Raw genomic sequence first — 15,657 nt, forward strand, 5'->3', positions numbered from 1 at the left:
CCGAAGTTCGTCGTCTCGATGGGGTCCTGTACCATTTCCGGTGGCCCATTTCAGGAAGGATACAACGTGATCAAAGGTGCAGAGCAAGTCATTCCGGTTGACATCCACGTCCCGGGCTGTCCACCACGCCCCGAGGCACTCATCTACGGCATCGCCAAACTGCAAGAGCGCATCGCTGAGGGTGAGTCCTCACCGGTAACGGTCAAACCCTACGAACTAGAACAGTTCGGCGATCTTGAACGGGATGAACTCGTAGACAAACTCGCCAGCGAAATCGATGAGGACGACCTCGTCATGCGGTACGACTGGAGTTCGCCATAGGCTCTGGAAGCCGCCTCGACTACACTACCCGTCCGTAATGATATTGGCAACGCGGTCGCGGCTGAAAAGCTGTTCAGCCGATGGGATCTCTGGATAGTGATCCCCGTTTTCGTAAGTTGGCCACTCACCAAAGATATCTGGGTAGAGTTGTTTCGCGGTCATCTCGATCTGGAACAGATTCATGATAGGGCCGTGGTATCGCATTCCGTGTGCGTACACACGGTCGGTTTGGACTGCGGCGAGCTCTTTCCCAACGCTGTGTGACTCGAGTCGCCCGCGGATATCATCCATGTCGTAGCGCGGTGTCATTCCCCAGAGGTGGAGGATTACGTCAGGGTCCGCCTCCAGCATCGTTTCATAGCCAACTGAACCCCAGAGACCGTCCCACGTTTCATCCCCGAAAGCGTCGTTGGCTCCAAGTGGACGCGTGTCGGCGAGCCAAAACCCCGGACGGTTCAGATGATACGTCCAAAACTGGTCATCGCCAAGTGTAACCCGAATCGCTGTCGGTCGTTCTTCTTCTGGCGGAAGGTTCGTTTGGATGGTATTGATGAGCTCATCGTGAACGGCTCTGAGCTGTTCGTAACGCCTTCGCTCCTGAAATACGGTGGCGACACGACTGAAAAGCTCCCACAGCGTGTAATACTGGTAGTCCCCACTGTAGGGTCCCTGCGGGTCACTGTGTGTTCCGCTGTAGAAATTTCCGAAAAAGGGGCCGATGTTGTCGATAATTTCCTCGATATCGCTCATATCCCAGTTCTCCTGGGTAATCGCCCATGCGGGGTCAAGGAAGTGAACGTCGCTACCGAGGCTATAAAAGAACTCCTTGCTGAAATTATCGTAGGGGTTGGGAAGGTCTTCCCACTCAAAAGAGACGCCAGAAAGTCGCTCGTAGTAGTGGTTCATCGATGGCCCAGCCATGTCTGGCACGAACATCGAATTGACCGCGTCACCGTGATTGAGCGCAACTAACATATCTGCATACTGATTGTACATCGTGAAGACGTTCTCCGGGACGGAGTCGAACTCGACTTCCCCGACGGGAGAAAGTGAGGCAGTGTAGGGGCCATTATCTGATGGGGTCGATGTGTCCGTTCCGCTATCGCGCGATGTAGCGGTACTGGGCGATTCGCCACCGTCATTGGAACAGCCAGCAACGATCGACGTGCCAAGCAGCACACTACCGCCGGAGAGGTAGTCGCGCCGGGTGAGACCATTTGAATCGTCTGCCTTGTCCATGTTTTAGGTTGGCCTAATATGGTGTATATGGCTTTCGGATTAACTGGCCATCTGTGGCGCAGGGATGCTAGGAGATCTTCGCGATGAGGAAGAAATCAAGTCCGAACATGGCGAAATTCTAGTACCCCACCGACGACAACGCTCATTATTGACAGGGCGATCCAGAACACTCAGATAGCATCACTTCTCACCGGGAACGTTTCATGAATACTCCTGAACGGTGGATCGTGCATTGTCTGCCCCAGTTAGTCTACGACAGGTCATCGGCCTCACTGAAGCCATTCTGTGCTTTGCTTGCAGTGCGAGTGACTGACCACGCCATTACTGCAGTGTATGTTGCTCAACTTCACTCTGTGACGGAATACCCCGATATTTTCTGTCCTTACTATACATATGCACTTTTTAGTGGTAAATTCGCTATAATATAGCCATAACAAGCCAAGTACGACAATAACAAAGATACTGGTAAAAACTCAAATATATAAACAAAAATATGGGGTAGGAATTGGGAGCCTTTGTTTTTATACTCGACATTCTAGTCACAAGAATACACCAGCCTCACCAAATAGTGATATATTGTGGCTAGATCGACTTAGACGGTAAGACCTGGTTTAGCTTCAACTGTATATGATCTCTGCGACAGCAAGTCCGTAAGCTGCTATACCGAACACAGGTGTCCGATACTAGTGGCCAACAGGCCTGTTGAGTTCGCTGGGACCTCTCACATAACATCTGTACAGATGTTATTACCTTTCGGCTTCAGCTCTGGGCCATAGCTTTTTAAACGACACCCGGTACGATGGATTGTAAATCTTCGTTGGGGCTTTCAGCTAACTATGGCTCCGAAAACAGATCTTCAATCTTGGAGGGTGAGCGGAGTGGAACCTTACCCAGAAACTCTTTCGAAATACGATACTGTGATTGCGCTGTGCACCGTCTTGACTTGAATAACACGATAGCCGCTATTGGCACATAACTGAGCTTCAAGACAATATCAGCGACAGAATTAGAAAAGCCGAACGACTCAGTTACAGTTCGACGACATCGCTGCTCTCCGCAGCCTCGTGAATTGCTCGGATGATCCGCATATCTTGGAGGCCATGGCGACCGTCCGGGACAATCTCAGCATCAGTCAAAACGCGGTCAGCGAAGTAATCGAACTCCTCTCGCATTTCATCCTCCGCGTCGAAATTCTCGTGTTCGACAGTTACTGTGGTCTCGTTCCGAGACAGATGGAGTTTCGCTTTCCCGTGGAACGCTGGACGGAGTTCGATCTGCCCGTCCGTTCCAGTTATTTTCAGTTGCGTATCACGGTGGGCGTTCTGGCTATCGGTCGTGACCATTTTGACACCGTCTTCCAGCGCAAGCAATGCCCCGGAGCGTTCATCAGGCACGTCCTTGAAGGCCTCCCCATGAGAATCCATCTGTGACTGCACCGCCAGCGGTTCTCTTTCGAGCAAGAACCGGGTCGTGTTAATCGAGTAAATCCCGAGGTCCATCACTGAGGTGCCATATCCTGACAGGTCCGGATCGAGCCGCCACTGGTCTGTGTTCGGATTCATCTCAAGCAACGGCTGGCTATTGTTGCCGTATACGGATACTGGCTCACCGATGAATCCGTCTTCGATGAGTTCCTTTGCACGCCTGACGGCGGGGTCAGTTTGCATTCGATAGGCGATCATCAGCGGCACGGCGGCGTCCTCACAGACCTCAACCATCTCCTCTGCCCGTTCGACTGTTGACTCCATTGGTTTCTCACACAGGATCGCTTTGTCTAACTCCGCGGCTGTTTTGGCGTACTCTAGGTGGAAAGCGTTCGGTGTCCCGATGTAGATGGCATCAAACGCATCGGACGCCTTCCCGTCGTGGAACTCCTCGTAACTTATCCCGTGGTCTACACCGTTTTTGTCGGCGAGACGTTTGGCTTTCTCCGAGGAACTACTGACAAACGTCGTGACTTCACCTAGATCAGAGTCTTGAATCGCGGGGAGTGCCAGGTCGATTGTCCACCAACCGAGGCCCAACAGTGCGTACCGAACCGTTCCGTCCGTTGTGGTTTGCCAGTCACGTCCGTTATAGGCATCAATCCAATCTTTCATACGAATCCATTTTAAATGCCGGCGGTAAAAACTTCGGATTCTGGGGACGCAAACAGCACGCTGGTGGGAGGAACATGGGGACTCTCGTTACAGCTTTGACCGAACGCGTGTTTCCCAACGGCGGTGCTTGATGGTGTATAAGCTCTGGTCGTTTTCCCGCCTGTTCTACTGGTGAGTGGGGCGATGTCGCCGCAGTCAGTCATTATTCGATACTGCGATAGCATTACAAACAACCTGTTGTTACTCAGGTGCTATTATGATCTTTTTGACTGTGAGAAAAATAGAGAGAAATCACAGGTCGAACGTTCTCGTTCAGCAGTTAATACAGTATTATATGAGTAGGTGTAACCTAATAAATATGAATGCACCAGAATTATTGGTATCTTGTTCGCTCTGTGAAGGCATCACCTAAATATAGCTCAGAATATATGTTAGTCTGACATATAAATTAATACGTGGACTATTACGTGGGTGTCGGATTCTGTGAGTTGTGCCTCCATTCAAACTCTGATACATTGCCAGTGATCTATCTCGGCCGGTCTGAATTGATAGTTGGGTTGAGGAGGTCGATTCCGATTATTTCGTGCCGGATAAATCTCAGCTACAGCTGCCTATCTCATATAAATATAAACTCTATATTCGACCGTGGTGTAGCCGTAGCGAGCGCATATTCATGTTTCGAGGAAGTGGAGTATTATGACATTGGTACATCTTACAGGGAGTTACAGCGCATGAACAATAATGAAAACCAGACATTGATATCAGGAGGAACCGTTGTTACGCCTACTACTGAAATAGAGAAGGGGACAGTAGCATTCTCTAACGGGAAAATCGTCTCAGTGGAAGCAGAATCTCATGACAACCCTGATATTGATGCGACGGGTAAATATGTTCTTCCTGGATTGGTAGATCTCCACGGTGATGACATCGAACGGCACCTTTTTCCAAGAGCGGAAGAGCGTGTCGACACAACTATCGCTCTGGATCGATGCGATATAGCCAATGCCAGTGCGGGAGTTACGACAAAATATCACGCTATCTCATTCGAGGACGTTCCAGATGATAACCGGAGTATCGAATTAGCCCGTCGCCTCGCCGAGCAGATACGAAATTTCAACTACGAAACTGGCGCCCGAGTCGACAACAGACTCCATATGCGGTGTGAGCTCACCAATGAAGCGTCAGTTGACGCTGTCTCGGAAGAAATCAAATCGGGGGGCGACCTCGTATCTCTTGTCACACACGTTCCTGGAACAGGTCAATTCACCGGCGAAAACACACTTGCACAGCGCTATGACCGCTCTGACGGGGAATTAGAAACAGGGCTTCAATCCCTCAAAACACGTCGCAGTGGTGTCCCCGAAGCAGAGTTGCTCGCGCGCGCACGAGAGGTCACAGAATTAGCGAGCAATAGAAATATGACGGTCGCTTCACACGACGATGAAACTGTTGCGAGTGTAGATAACGCTGCTGCCATCGGGGTAGACATCAGTGAGTATCCGCTTTCCCACCGTGTTGCGCAGCGTGCAACCGAGCTAAACTTGACCGTTGCAATGGGTGCGCCGAATGTGGTGCGTGGTGGGAGCCTATGGGACGGGCCCGATGCGTCTCAGGCAATCAAAGACGGCGTTGTTGACATCCTTTGTAGCGACTTTCGTCCGCAATCACTGCTTAGTTCTGTGTTCATTGAAAACGATGAGCCGCTCAAAGACCGGGTGTTTCGTGTTTCTACTGCACCAGCTGCTGCTGCCGGCCTGTACGACAGAGGGCGGTTGGAGTGCGGGGCAAGGGCCGACATTATCATCGTTGATCCAGATCCGTCTCCATCTATAGCACGAACATATGTTGCCGGCGACCAAGTGTATTGCTCGGCATAGCCTACTCAGTACGTGTACTGCGTGAAAATTGGGTGCGGAACCAAACCGTTCTTATCCGGCTACTCGCTGTCCGGTGCTTCCCGCTCAACTGACCAGTGATAGACGGAACACGCGCCTGCAACACCTACGACCAGGGAGAACAGTCCGAAAACCATGGTCCCGGAAAGTGAGAAGGCGACAGAAGCAGCGAGGACCATTGCGCCCAGCACCGAGACAGCTGCATAATACCGATACCACTGTCGATTCTCCGCCTCCTCCTCAGAGCGGTTGAGGTACTTTTCGAAGTCGTCGGCCTTCTCGGTAAGGGTGATATGCCCACGGTCTTGGTTGAAATCGACGACACCGATATCGTCCATCTTCGGTAGATGGCACTGGTACAGTCCGACGTACACGCGCTTGCGCTCACTTGATGTCAACGCATCAGTCGTGGTTTCGTTTTCGATGGCCGCGACGTGTTCCGCAAGTTCTCCAAGAGATACCTGTTCGTCCCGTTCTCGAAGAAAATGGAGGACCTCTCTACGGCGGCTGTTTTTCAGTATTTCAAAAATAACGTCCAGAGATGCACCGTGGCCGTCCTGCTCCTGCGACGCTGCTTGGTCGGCACTGCTTTCGTTCCCTTTTGCCGCTGGGACGGATTCATCGCTCAGTTCATTATTCGGTTCTGCCTTCGTTTGTGCGGTGTCTTTGACTCCCATATTTACCCACTTCCTGTGTGCTGCGACATCGTCCACCCGTCTGGAATCGCGCTCACACAGCCCCCCGGCTGTATCGACGGAGCGTTACGCTGTCGGCCAGCATTTCAAATCAACATCACCTTGCCACTTAATACTTTGTTATGTAATATATTAGATAGTTTTTCTTTGATTACCGCCAAGGATAGTCAGTAGTTGATTCAGTATTCTGGGAGTAACAGTGCTCTTCGAATCAATATCCGGTGATCCACGGTAGGAGGGTGTTTTGACGTGCGTTGGAACACGATAAATACATAGAATGACCGTTTCATTTGCTGAGGCGCGGATATATTGTACTTATACGTAATTGCTCTCTCTATGATTGTACAAGATAAATCATCGCGTATACTGTCTGTTTCCGTTGGCTGTACAAGTAACGTAATCCTATGAACCCCAATTGAAGGGCTACCTGCACCGGTACAATGACGTTGCACGTACGAAACCATTGATGGAACTTTCCTTGGGATGGTCGTCAGGAATTGGAACCGTACGAGCTCTGCAGTATCGGTTGTTGACTGGTGGCCGAACAAGTAGGTGGAACGCGCGATCTGTGAATCAGATGGAAGAGCGATATTACTCACCATATACTCAGTATGTGGGGTAATCAACCGGAATGGTGTATGGTTACGAAGCGAGAGCAAGCGACACGAGCGAAACAATTAACCATAGGCACATGGAATATCATTGTACACGAGTTTGTGTCCAAGAAAAGTAGTTGGTACACTCGTGCATACGAATAGATACGATGGCAGACTTTGATCAGTGGGACGAAGTGAGCTACGTAATCAGTTCACGGTATCGAGTCGAGACTCTCCGCCGGTTGTCAGAAGGCCCTGCGACACCGTCGTTAATCGCGGACGATAGAGAAATGAGTATTGCTCACGTTTCACGTGCCTTGCAAGAGCTTCGTGAGTCGGAACTGGTCGATCTACTAGTTTCGGAAGATCGGAAAAAAGGCCGTGTGTACGACATTACTGAGAAGGGTGTCGATATTTGGGAAACAATCGAACGGAAGAATATGGCATAACTGCCGCGTCTCGGCCTTGAACTGACATGATCGTACAGGCGCGTCGACTTAGAATTATCTCCGCCTTTCTTCGGTTTGAATTGAACTATGTCTAGACCTGGATATCTCGCGTATACGCGACTCCGTAACAGCAACTCCGGTACTAGGTCATAATTTGGTGCGCTTTCCACAGGCCCAATTACGGTTAATTGAGACGCCAACAAACGGTATCGACTTACTACGACTGTGGCTGTCAGTTCATCGTTTGACGGACGCGTCTGGTGGTAAACGAATGCTACCCATTCCGAGACATCGTCTAAGGAAACCCGGTTTCGGATATTGAATGCAAAGAGTGTCTACTGACTAGTATAGCGGTCGTAACAATAATGATTTGTAACCTACCTGCGTACGCATGTTGTCAATAGGCTCCGGAAAATTACTGATTGGATGCGTCGCTGGACTCTTAGTCCTTGGCGGCGCTACGCTAGGGCTTGGAATCGGTGGCTTCGCTGATGTGCCGGCAGATTCTGAGACCACTGTGGGCGAGGACGAACTGGAGATACGCGCTGTGCAGACGCCAACTGAAATTCGGCCGGACGAGCCGTTACGTGTGCAACTTCGACTTACAAACGCAGGGTCGGAGACGACAACGAAACAAGTAGCGCTACAATTGAGTGGGGATGGAGACCAACAGTCTCTCGAAACGGTAGCGACAAAACAAGTCGAGGTTTCGGCAGCTGAACCGACGAACGTGACCCTGACTGTCGAGCCTGAGCAACTCAGTTCTGGAGAGTACACGTACGCCGTTGCTGTCGGTGAGTCTTCCTCCCCGGAGACAACTGGGAGTGTGGCTGTCCTCACTCCGCCTACGTTTGTACTCGACGATACCACTGAAAACGCTACTATCGTCCGTGGAACGAACGTCTCGATCCGAGCAAACCTGACCAATGCCGGTGCATATCGCGGCGTCCAGACCGTTCGAATCGCTGTCGATGAGGACCAGAACGGCCAATACACCGATGCTGAAAGGCTGGACGAGAGCGTATACTCGCTTGCGGGCGGCCAGAGTCAAGTGAGCACTGCCACGGCCCACACCACTGATATGGAACCCGGTCGATACCAATACAAGATCGCCACGGAAAACACAACAGCGACTGGCACCCTCTCTGTCCAGCAACCGGCGACGTTCCGAGTGCAGAACACGACAGCACCGGTCAACGTAACGAAAGGCGAAACTGCCAATGTCTCTGTAGTCGTCAAGAACGTTGGTGATGTGGACGGTACCGACAATGTCACAATCCGCAGTGATTCCCTGAACACCACCTATTCGCGCTCTGTTTCACTTGCTGCCAACGAAACGACAACGGTGTCTATTGGAGTGAATACGACAAATTTGAGCAGCGGGACACACAACCATTCCCTTGGAACTAGTACTGACACAGACCCTGTCTCGATGACGGTTCAGGACAGTCATTTCGAGGTATCGGATCTGGATGGACCAAATGTTCTGTACGTCGGTGATGTGGCTGTGTTCTCCGCAGACGTAACGAACACCGGTAACATCACTGGAACCCAATCGATCCAGCATCGCATCGACAGCGATGACGACGATCGACCGGAGGCCTACGGCGTCGACAGAAACGTCACGCTTGCACCCGGCGAGTCGACTCGCGTTCGGTTCGAGATTGACTACACAGTAACTGACTCGACAGAGTACCCCGTAGAACCACTGAGACTGCAGACGTACGTCCATGGAATCTATTCAGAAGACGCGCGTGCGTCAACAGCGATGTCGGTCAAGCCGTCATGGGCAAAAGACGGAGGGTCAAGCAGTTCTAGCGGGAGTACCAGCGTCTCTGAGGGTGATCGCGCTTCGCTTGACGAAATAACTCAAGATAAGTACGGACGCTACTATGATGAGGTGAGCGGTGAAACGAAGCGCCAGGTCGAAGAGATTCACGAACGCCAACCGTTCGCAGACGGCCTTGCGGCCGCAGAGGTACGAACGCGTGAGGAAATCGCCCGGCAAGAGTATGATGCCGATGTGACAGCTGGCGAGAAGTTTAATTTCACTGGATTAGATATTGAAACTCAACAGAAGGTTGAATCAGACTTTGATGCACAGTTTGAGACTGATTCCGGTGACCGAATTGAGTCATGGGACGAACTGGCCAACGACACATACGGAACGTCGTATGAAAATCTAACTACTAGTCGCCAGGCAGACATCAGGACGACGTATCAGGATCAATTCGAATAACCACTCTTTCTGTCAGGAGTAATCGCCGTACATGGGCCCTTTTCGAAATCGTTCTAACGAGATATTTATGGATCTAACAGTTCACTGTATATGACCGCTAACCCTGGAAAGTAAGGAATAACAATAGATTGATTTGTCCAACATGGTGACAGAGAGGGGCCCTACTGGTGGCCGGTGAGTGGCCCCACAACCTACCATGACTATCACTAAACCAGAGGTTGCTATTGGCGCGTGGGTCTGGCATGAAAGCCGACCCGGGATGAGTAGCTCCCTTTTCGGTAACTCTGTGCGTACCGTAGCGGACTCACTCCACTCACCAACAGGGGGGACATAGAGTGTATAAAGGCTCTACCGTCGGTGTCGTCGTTCCGGCACACAACGAAGAGGGGTTCATCGGTGAGGTCATCGACTCACTTCCGGAGTACGTCGATCAAGTGTTCGTTATCGACGACTGCTCGACAGATGGCACGTGGACCGAAATCAAAGAATACGTTGATACCGAGGTAACACAGGCAAGTGTGACCGGGGACTCCGCACAACAAATAGTTGTCGCCGACGGGGCCGGGACAACGGTATCTGAAAGCCAGACGTTTCTCGATAAGCGGATCGTCCCAGTCCGTCATCAGACTAACGGCGGTCGCGGGGCTGCCGTACAAACCGGATACGAGCTAGCGCTTATGAGCGGCATGGATACGGTTGCAGTCCTTGATGGCGACGGCCAGATGGACCCGAACATCCTCGATGAGATACTCGACCCAGTCATTGAGGGGGATGCGGATTACGCGAAAGGCAACCGCCTTATATCGCGACGCCACTGTACTCAGATGTCCAACTGGCGGCTGTTCGGGAATGCGCTCCTCACGATGCTGACCAAGATTGCGAGCGGACACTGGCAAATGCGCGACCCACAGAACGGATACACCGCGATTTCCGCGACGGCGCTTGACCAGCTCTCGCTGAACGATCTGTTTGACGACTACGGATTTCTGAACGATATGCTAATTCACTTAGATGCGAATGGGATGACTGTTCAGGACGTACCGATGGAAGCACTCTACGGCGACGAGTCGAGCGGCATCAGATACGGCTCGTTCATCCCGAAGCTCTCTATGCTGCTCCTGCGACGGTTCTTCTGGCGAATCGGTAAGAAGTTCTTCAGACTGTGACCAGTTCTCCAGATGATACGTCGTCCGATTATGTAGTTCCTACTTATATCGGACCAGTGGAGACAGTATCGCATGGTTGGATGGTCCTCATCTCTGTTGCGAGTGGCCGATTTGGTGGCCGTCATTCTGCTTACCATGCTGGCGATCGCGGCAACTTTCGTGTCGGAGTCACTGCTGCGAACCGTGGTGACGATACCGTTTCTGTTCTTCGCCCCTGGATACTCGGTGGTGGTGGCCATGTTCCCACACCGGCGCTCGTCACTCGACGGCGAGCGGTTGTTCGGCTCCGAGGCGCTTCTGTTGGGTATAGCTACCAGCATTGGCCTGGCGATTATCGTCGGGGTGAATCTCGAGTACACGGTCTGGGATATCGCCGCAGTCCCAGTGATGGTTGCCCTGTCGTCAATAGCGCTTCTATCGGCCACTGTCGCGATGTATCGCCGACTGTCGCCTCTCAACGAGACCTCACCTACTACGTTTGGTGGCTCATCGTACCGAGCCAAGACCCCGAATATAGGCGACTCGATACAGCTCAGCTCGGTCATCGTTGCCGTCTCTGTCCTCGTCGCAGTACTCAGCGTTGGCGTTGTCGCACTGGACCCGCCCCGCGGTGAGCGGTATACGGAGTTTGGTCTCCTTACCGAGGCGGAGAACGGAACCCTCGTCGCTGACAACTATCCGTCCGAGATATCGGCTGGCGACCAGGAAACACTGTATTTCACGGTCACGAACCGTGAGATGCAAACCAAACAGTACACCGTTGTGATTACGCTCGTCGCGACGAACGAGGACGGAGACGCAATCCAGCGTGCGCGATTGGATTCTTTCAGAAACGAAGTCGCTGCCGAAGAGACGTGGCGGCAAGAACACACGGTTGAACCCCTGCTGAGCGGTGAGCGGTTACGGCTTACGTATCTGCTTTACGACGGGACTATCCCCGAACAGCCCACGGCCCAGAACAGCTACCGGGAACTCCACGTCTGGCTTGACGTGTCGTAGCGAAGGCTCTAGCGAGGCGCAATCCCGCTTGAGTCAGGCAGTTCTGTGAGCAGGGGCTGCGGTAGGCAAGTGTGCTTGAATGAACGCCTCGTAATCCCGAAGCACGGCCTCCGGGGCGAAATCGCGCGCCCGCTCGATTAATCTCTCTTTCTGCGGTGGGTCGGCCAGAGTGGTATGTATCCCGTCTGCGAGGGCGCTTTCGTCCCCGACCGGCACTAGCGGTCCGACCTCTCCACCTTCTAAAATCTCGTAGGGACCGCTAGGGCAGTCCGTCGAGACGACCGGGCAGCCACACGCTAGCGCTTCGATGATAACTGTCGGGAGCCCTTCGTGTACTGACGACATGGCTAGCACGGATGCACCGGCCATGTAGCCGTAGGGGTTGTCGACGTAGCCCGGAAACGAGACTCTATCACTGATGCCGAGGTCCCGTACCAACTGCCTGAGTTCGCCACGCTCGGACCCCCGTCCGACGATGATTGCTCGCGTTTGCGGGCGCGCTTCGTGAACCCGTTTGAACGCTTTGAGGAATGAGCCGAAGTTTTTCTGTGGTTCGAGGCGGCCGACGCCGAGCACGACCTCGTACTCTGGAACGCCGACCCATTCGTGATCTACCGGCTCTCGGGACCGCATACGGACCTCTTCGACGGGAATCGGGTTGTGCAGTACGGTTACGTCCTCCGGACTGACTCCTACGTGCTCGACGATGCTCTCGGCGGCACCATCGGAAACGGCAACGAACTGATCCGCCCGGTCGGAAAGCCGGCCCGCGAGCCACTCAACGAACTTCTCTTTCGGCGATTCCTGCACTCCGAGGGTATTGTGGACCGTCGGAACCGCGACCGCATCGGAGCCGACCAATCCGTGTGCGAAGAGACAGACATCGTTGGCGTACGTCATCTGCGAGAAGATCATGCTCGGTGATTCGGTCCTGAGATACCTGCGGAGTGCCGGGACAGCGGCACCGATACCGATTCCCGGGATAGACGGGGTCTCCAGATCGATGAGGCGAACGTCGCTTCGCACTTCTTTCTTGAACTCGCCTTCACAAAACGAGACGAGGAGGTCGACGTTGTACTCCTGCTCGGCCAACCCGTTCGCGATTGTCACTGTCACTCGTTCAGCCCCCCCGACTGTTAGGGACGGAACGTAGAACGCCAGCGGTCTCTGCCCTGTCATATCGACATTGTCTCGGTCAGTAGGCTTTTTTTATTATCTTCCTACCCCGAGGCGTATCACGTATTTTTGCCGTATCGCACGTCGCGGGACGGTCCGCAAACTGGCTCGGAGACTACGGCAGAATTTGGCGACAAACTCGCCAACGCACGAATTCCGCTCCGGAGCAGATATCTGGTTAGGACTGTGATACCCTAGAAAGCACAGGCTTAACAATAAGTATCGGACAGCAAGCGTCCTGCACAGAATGCGCATCCTACGTGTCGCCCAAGATATCTTTCCAGACAAAGTTGGGGGAGCACCTTATCACATACACGCTCTAAGCCGCGACCAAGCCGAGATGGGACACGATGTGACGGTCCTGACCGTCTCGAACGACCAATCCAAGCCACAGACAGAACAGAGAGCCGGGTACACCCTTGTCCGTCTGTCGCCGCGCATCGAACTGTTCGGTAACGCGCTGTTCGCCGGGACGGTGAAGTACCTCCGCAACGCTCGGGAGTACGACGTGGTACACGCTCACTCACACCTGTTCTTTTCGAGCAACCTCACGGCGGCTTACAGTCGGGTAACCGACATCCCGCTTGCCGTTACGTGTCATGGACTTATGTCTCAACGAGTCCCCGAATGGTTTTCTCGGTTCCATCTCAACACTGTCGGACGGTTCACATACAACGCGGCGGACGTGCTCTTCTCTTACACTGCGCCAGAACGCGAGCGACTTCGGGACCTCGGTGTCTCCTCCGATATCCGCGTCATCCACAACGGGATAGACGTCGACCGATTCACGCCAGTCGGCGCAACGTACGACCGGATAACCGATGCCACTGGTCCGGCAGTCGTTTTTGTCGGCCGTCTGGTCGAAGGGAAACGGCCCCGGGACGTTCTGAAAGCCTTTCAGACGGTACAAAATAATATACCTGAGGCCAAACTGTTTTTTTGCGGTGACGGGCCGCTCCGGGACAAGCTAGAACAGATTGTCGAGCGAGAAAACATGCGCGAGTCGATACGTTTCCTTGAACGGGTTCCGTATCAGGAGATGCCGGCGGTATATCGTGCCGCGGACCTGTTCGTGCTCGCTAGTAGAACAGAAGGGTTCCCACGAAGCGTCATGGAATCGATGGCGTGTGCCACACCCATTCTCAGCACCCGACTGGAACAGACAGAACAGGTAATCGAGCAGGCTGGCCGGACGGTGCCGGTCGGGGACACGACGGCACTAGCTGATGCCATGTCTTCGATGCTCGACGATAGAGCCGCGTTACGAAAGCTCGGCCAAGCAGGCAGGGAGATCGTTATGCGAGAATACGACTGGTCCGAAACGGTAGAACAGACGACACAGACCCTCGGTACTATTTCTACGTCTACGCCCTCCCAGCAACAGGTCGACAGTGGCCAGGCCGAAGAGCAAGTGATACCCGCCGGCTCGAACACGGAGCATGAGCAATGAACCGCTCAGACACGGCACACGAAGCTCCCACGACGGGTACCGACAGCTACGATGGAACCTCCCGCCAATCTCCGGACGAGACCTTACGCGTCTGCTTTCTCATCAACAAACTCGCACCTGATGGCGCACCGACTATCGTCCTGAACCTCGTCGAGCAAACGCGAGACCAACAGTTCGATTTCACGGTCTGTTTCTTCGGCGGTGACGACACGCTCCAGAAAGATTTTGAGGACGCAGGCGCGCGCGTTGTCGACTTCGGAGCGGTCGGGGAGTTCCCGCAGTTCGACCCACGCTCGCTCCCGCGCATGCTCCGTTTCTTCCACCGGGCATCGTTCGACATCCTCCACTGCCACTTGCCGTACTCACAATCGCTCGGACGACTCGTCGGCTCCGTAGCCGACATCGACCAAATCGTGAGCACACAGCACAACGTCCCGGCGAACTATCATCCCATAGAGCGGGTAGCGGAACGTATCACCCGACCGCTCGATTCTCGGACCATTGCCGTCTCAGAGGGCGTTCAGACGGCTTTCACCGGTGAGAGCGAGGTCTTTCACCACGATGCTGGTAGGCAGTGGACCACGATTCCCAACGGGATTGACGCGGACGCCTTCGCTGGCTCCGTGGACGCGGCTGACGGAAGTGTCGTCCGCCAGGAGTGGAACCTTTCGGGCTCTGACCCGCTCTATCTCAACGTGGCCCGATACGAACCCCAGAAGCGACAGGAGACGCTCATCGAGGCGATGGAAGAAGTTGTCGACAGCGTGCCGTCGGCACATCTTCTCATCGTCGGGTGGGGCTCGCTCGAAGCATCGCTCCGAGAGAAGGTCCAGAACGCGGGCTTGTCCCAGGCTGTGACGGTCACCGGACGCGTTCCGGAGATTCACGGGTATTACGCGGCTGCTGATGCCTTCGTCTCTGCATCGGCCTTTGAGGGACTGCCGGTGACTATCCTCGAAGCCATGGCCGCCGAATGCCCAGTTGTTGCCACAGACATTGACGGCGTGAGAGAAGTCGTCCTTGACGGTGAGACCGGACGATTGGTTACACCCGAGGAGCCCACACAGATGGCAGCGGCGATGCGAGCGCTCGCGGACCACACGATCCGGGAGCGCTACGGGGAGAAGGGATACGACCGTGTTCGAAACATGTTCACCGTCGAACAGATGGTCTCTCGCTACACCCGGTTGTATCGCTCTCTCGACAGCCGACAGAGACGGGACAATAACACCGGATAATACGAAAACGATACCTGACTCCGATATGCACGATACTGTCGTCCGCGGCACTGCCAACCCTGTCCGACTCGCGTCGGCGGCCCGTTATGCCGCAT

At 53.7% G+C, this 15,657-nt stretch carries 12 protein-coding genes; 8 read left to right on the forward strand and 4 right to left on the reverse strand.

Annotated elements, in window-relative coordinates; all coding sequences use genetic code 11:
- Positions 1 to 321 (forward strand): NADH-quinone oxidoreductase subunit B (locus tag G9463_RS16045; RefSeq protein WP_370457938.1); only part of this gene is annotated, 321 nt, incomplete at its 5' end.
- A gap of 24 nt (positions 322 to 345) precedes the next feature.
- On the opposite strand, the gene G9463_RS16050 is transcribed toward G9463_RS16045, so the two are convergent.
- Together G9463_RS16050 and gfo6 are read right to left on the reverse strand one after the other, a co-directional pair.
- Positions 346 to 1,560, reverse strand: coding sequence for an ABC transporter substrate-binding protein (locus tag G9463_RS16050; protein WP_165897255.1), 1,215 nt, complete (start codon positions 1,558 to 1,560; stop codon positions 346 to 348).
- A gap of 1,028 nt (positions 1,561 to 2,588) precedes the next feature.
- Positions 2,589 to 3,659: a D-xylose 1-dehydrogenase Gfo6 gene (gene gfo6, locus G9463_RS16055; protein WP_165897256.1), complete on the reverse strand. Its 1,071-nt coding sequence runs from the start codon at positions 3,657 to 3,659 to the stop codon at positions 2,589 to 2,591.
- A 731-nt stretch (positions 3,660 to 4,390) separates the two neighbouring features.
- Between gfo6 and G9463_RS16060 the strand changes: the two genes are divergently transcribed.
- Positions 4,391 to 5,536, forward strand: a complete 1,146-nt coding sequence (locus G9463_RS16060) for an alpha-D-ribose 1-methylphosphonate 5-triphosphate diphosphatase (protein WP_007190665.1) — start codon at positions 4,391 to 4,393, stop codon at positions 5,534 to 5,536.
- Between the two features lie 59 nt (positions 5,537 to 5,595).
- Here G9463_RS16060 and G9463_RS16065 read toward each other — a convergent pair whose 3' ends face one another.
- Positions 5,596 to 6,231, reverse strand: a complete 636-nt coding sequence (locus tag G9463_RS16065) for a hypothetical protein (RefSeq protein ID WP_165897257.1) — start codon at positions 6,229 to 6,231, stop codon at positions 5,596 to 5,598.
- A 781-nt stretch (positions 6,232 to 7,012) separates the two neighbouring features.
- Between G9463_RS16065 and G9463_RS16070 the strand changes: the two genes are divergently transcribed.
- The 4 genes from G9463_RS16070 to G9463_RS16085 all read left to right on the forward strand — a co-directional run bounded on the left by G9463_RS16070 (position 7,013) and on the right by G9463_RS16085 (position 11,698).
- Positions 7,013 to 7,294: a winged helix-turn-helix domain-containing protein gene (locus G9463_RS16070; protein ID WP_004515801.1), complete on the forward strand. Its 282-nt coding sequence runs from the start codon at positions 7,013 to 7,015 to the stop codon at positions 7,292 to 7,294.
- Positions 7,295 to 7,787: 493 nt separating this feature from the next.
- Positions 7,788 to 9,533 carry a hypothetical protein gene (locus tag G9463_RS16075; protein WP_165897258.1) on the forward strand — a complete coding sequence of 582 codons (1,746 nt, stop codon included), beginning with the start codon at positions 7,788 to 7,790 and terminating at the stop codon, positions 9,531 to 9,533.
- A 335-nt stretch (positions 9,534 to 9,868) separates the two neighbouring features.
- Entirely contained in the window at positions 9,869 to 10,699 is an 831-nt protein-coding gene (locus G9463_RS16080) for a glycosyltransferase family 2 protein (protein WP_165897259.1), read from the forward strand.
- A 72-nt stretch (positions 10,700 to 10,771) separates the two neighbouring features.
- Complete coding sequence (locus G9463_RS16085) at positions 10,772 to 11,698, forward strand: DUF1616 domain-containing protein (protein WP_165897260.1); 927 nt, start codon at positions 10,772 to 10,774, stop codon at positions 11,696 to 11,698.
- Positions 11,699 to 11,731: 33 nt separating this feature from the next.
- Here G9463_RS16085 and G9463_RS16090 read toward each other — a convergent pair whose 3' ends face one another.
- Positions 11,732 to 12,877, reverse strand: a complete 1,146-nt coding sequence (locus tag G9463_RS16090; RefSeq protein WP_007190660.1) for a glycosyltransferase — start codon at positions 12,875 to 12,877, stop codon at positions 11,732 to 11,734.
- A 244-nt stretch (positions 12,878 to 13,121) separates the two neighbouring features.
- Between G9463_RS16090 and G9463_RS16095 the strand changes: the two genes are divergently transcribed.
- A complete protein-coding gene (locus G9463_RS16095; protein ID WP_011222632.1) occupies positions 13,122 to 14,324 on the forward strand; it encodes a glycosyltransferase family 4 protein in 1,203 nt (400 codons plus the stop codon).
- Positions 14,321 to 15,562: a glycosyltransferase gene (locus G9463_RS16100; protein WP_011222633.1), complete on the forward strand. Its 1,242-nt coding sequence runs from the start codon at positions 14,321 to 14,323 to the stop codon at positions 15,560 to 15,562. The genes G9463_RS16095 and G9463_RS16100 overlap by 4 nt, the downstream gene beginning before the upstream one ends.
- The last annotated feature ends 95 nt before the right edge of the window (positions 15,563 to 15,657 follow it).

It is taken from the genome of Haloarcula sp. JP-Z28, assembly GCF_011440255.1.
Lineage (GTDB): Archaea > Halobacteriota > Halobacteria > Halobacteriales > Haloarculaceae > Haloarcula > Haloarcula marismortui.

Excerpts from the sequence above, each read along its gene's own strand:
- G9463_RS16095 (WP_011222632.1), top strand. The coding sequence starts at position 13,122 with ATGCGCATCCTACGTGTCGCCCAAGATATCTTTCCAGACAAAGTTGGG.
- G9463_RS16070 (WP_004515801.1), top strand. The coding sequence starts at position 7,013 with ATGGCAGACTTTGATCAGTGGGACGAAGTGAGCTACGTAATCAGTTCA.
- G9463_RS16060 (WP_007190665.1), top strand. The coding sequence starts at position 4,391 with ATGAACAATAATGAAAACCAGACATTGATATCAGGAGGAACCGTTGTT.
- G9463_RS16065 (WP_165897257.1), bottom strand. The coding sequence starts at position 6,231 with ATGGGAGTCAAAGACACCGCACAAACGAAGGCAGAACCGAATAATGAA.
- G9463_RS16085 (WP_165897260.1), top strand. The coding sequence starts at position 10,772 with ATGGTTGGATGGTCCTCATCTCTGTTGCGAGTGGCCGATTTGGTGGCC.
- G9463_RS16090 (WP_007190660.1), bottom strand. The coding sequence starts at position 12,877 with ATGACAGGGCAGAGACCGCTGGCGTTCTACGTTCCGTCCCTAACAGTC.
- G9463_RS16100 (WP_011222633.1), top strand. The coding sequence starts at position 14,321 with ATGAACCGCTCAGACACGGCACACGAAGCTCCCACGACGGGTACCGAC.
- gfo6 (WP_165897256.1), bottom strand. The coding sequence starts at position 3,659 with ATGAAAGATTGGATTGATGCCTATAACGGACGTGACTGGCAAACCACA.
- G9463_RS16050 (WP_165897255.1), bottom strand. The coding sequence starts at position 1,560 with ATGGACAAGGCAGACGATTCAAATGGTCTCACCCGGCGCGACTACCTC.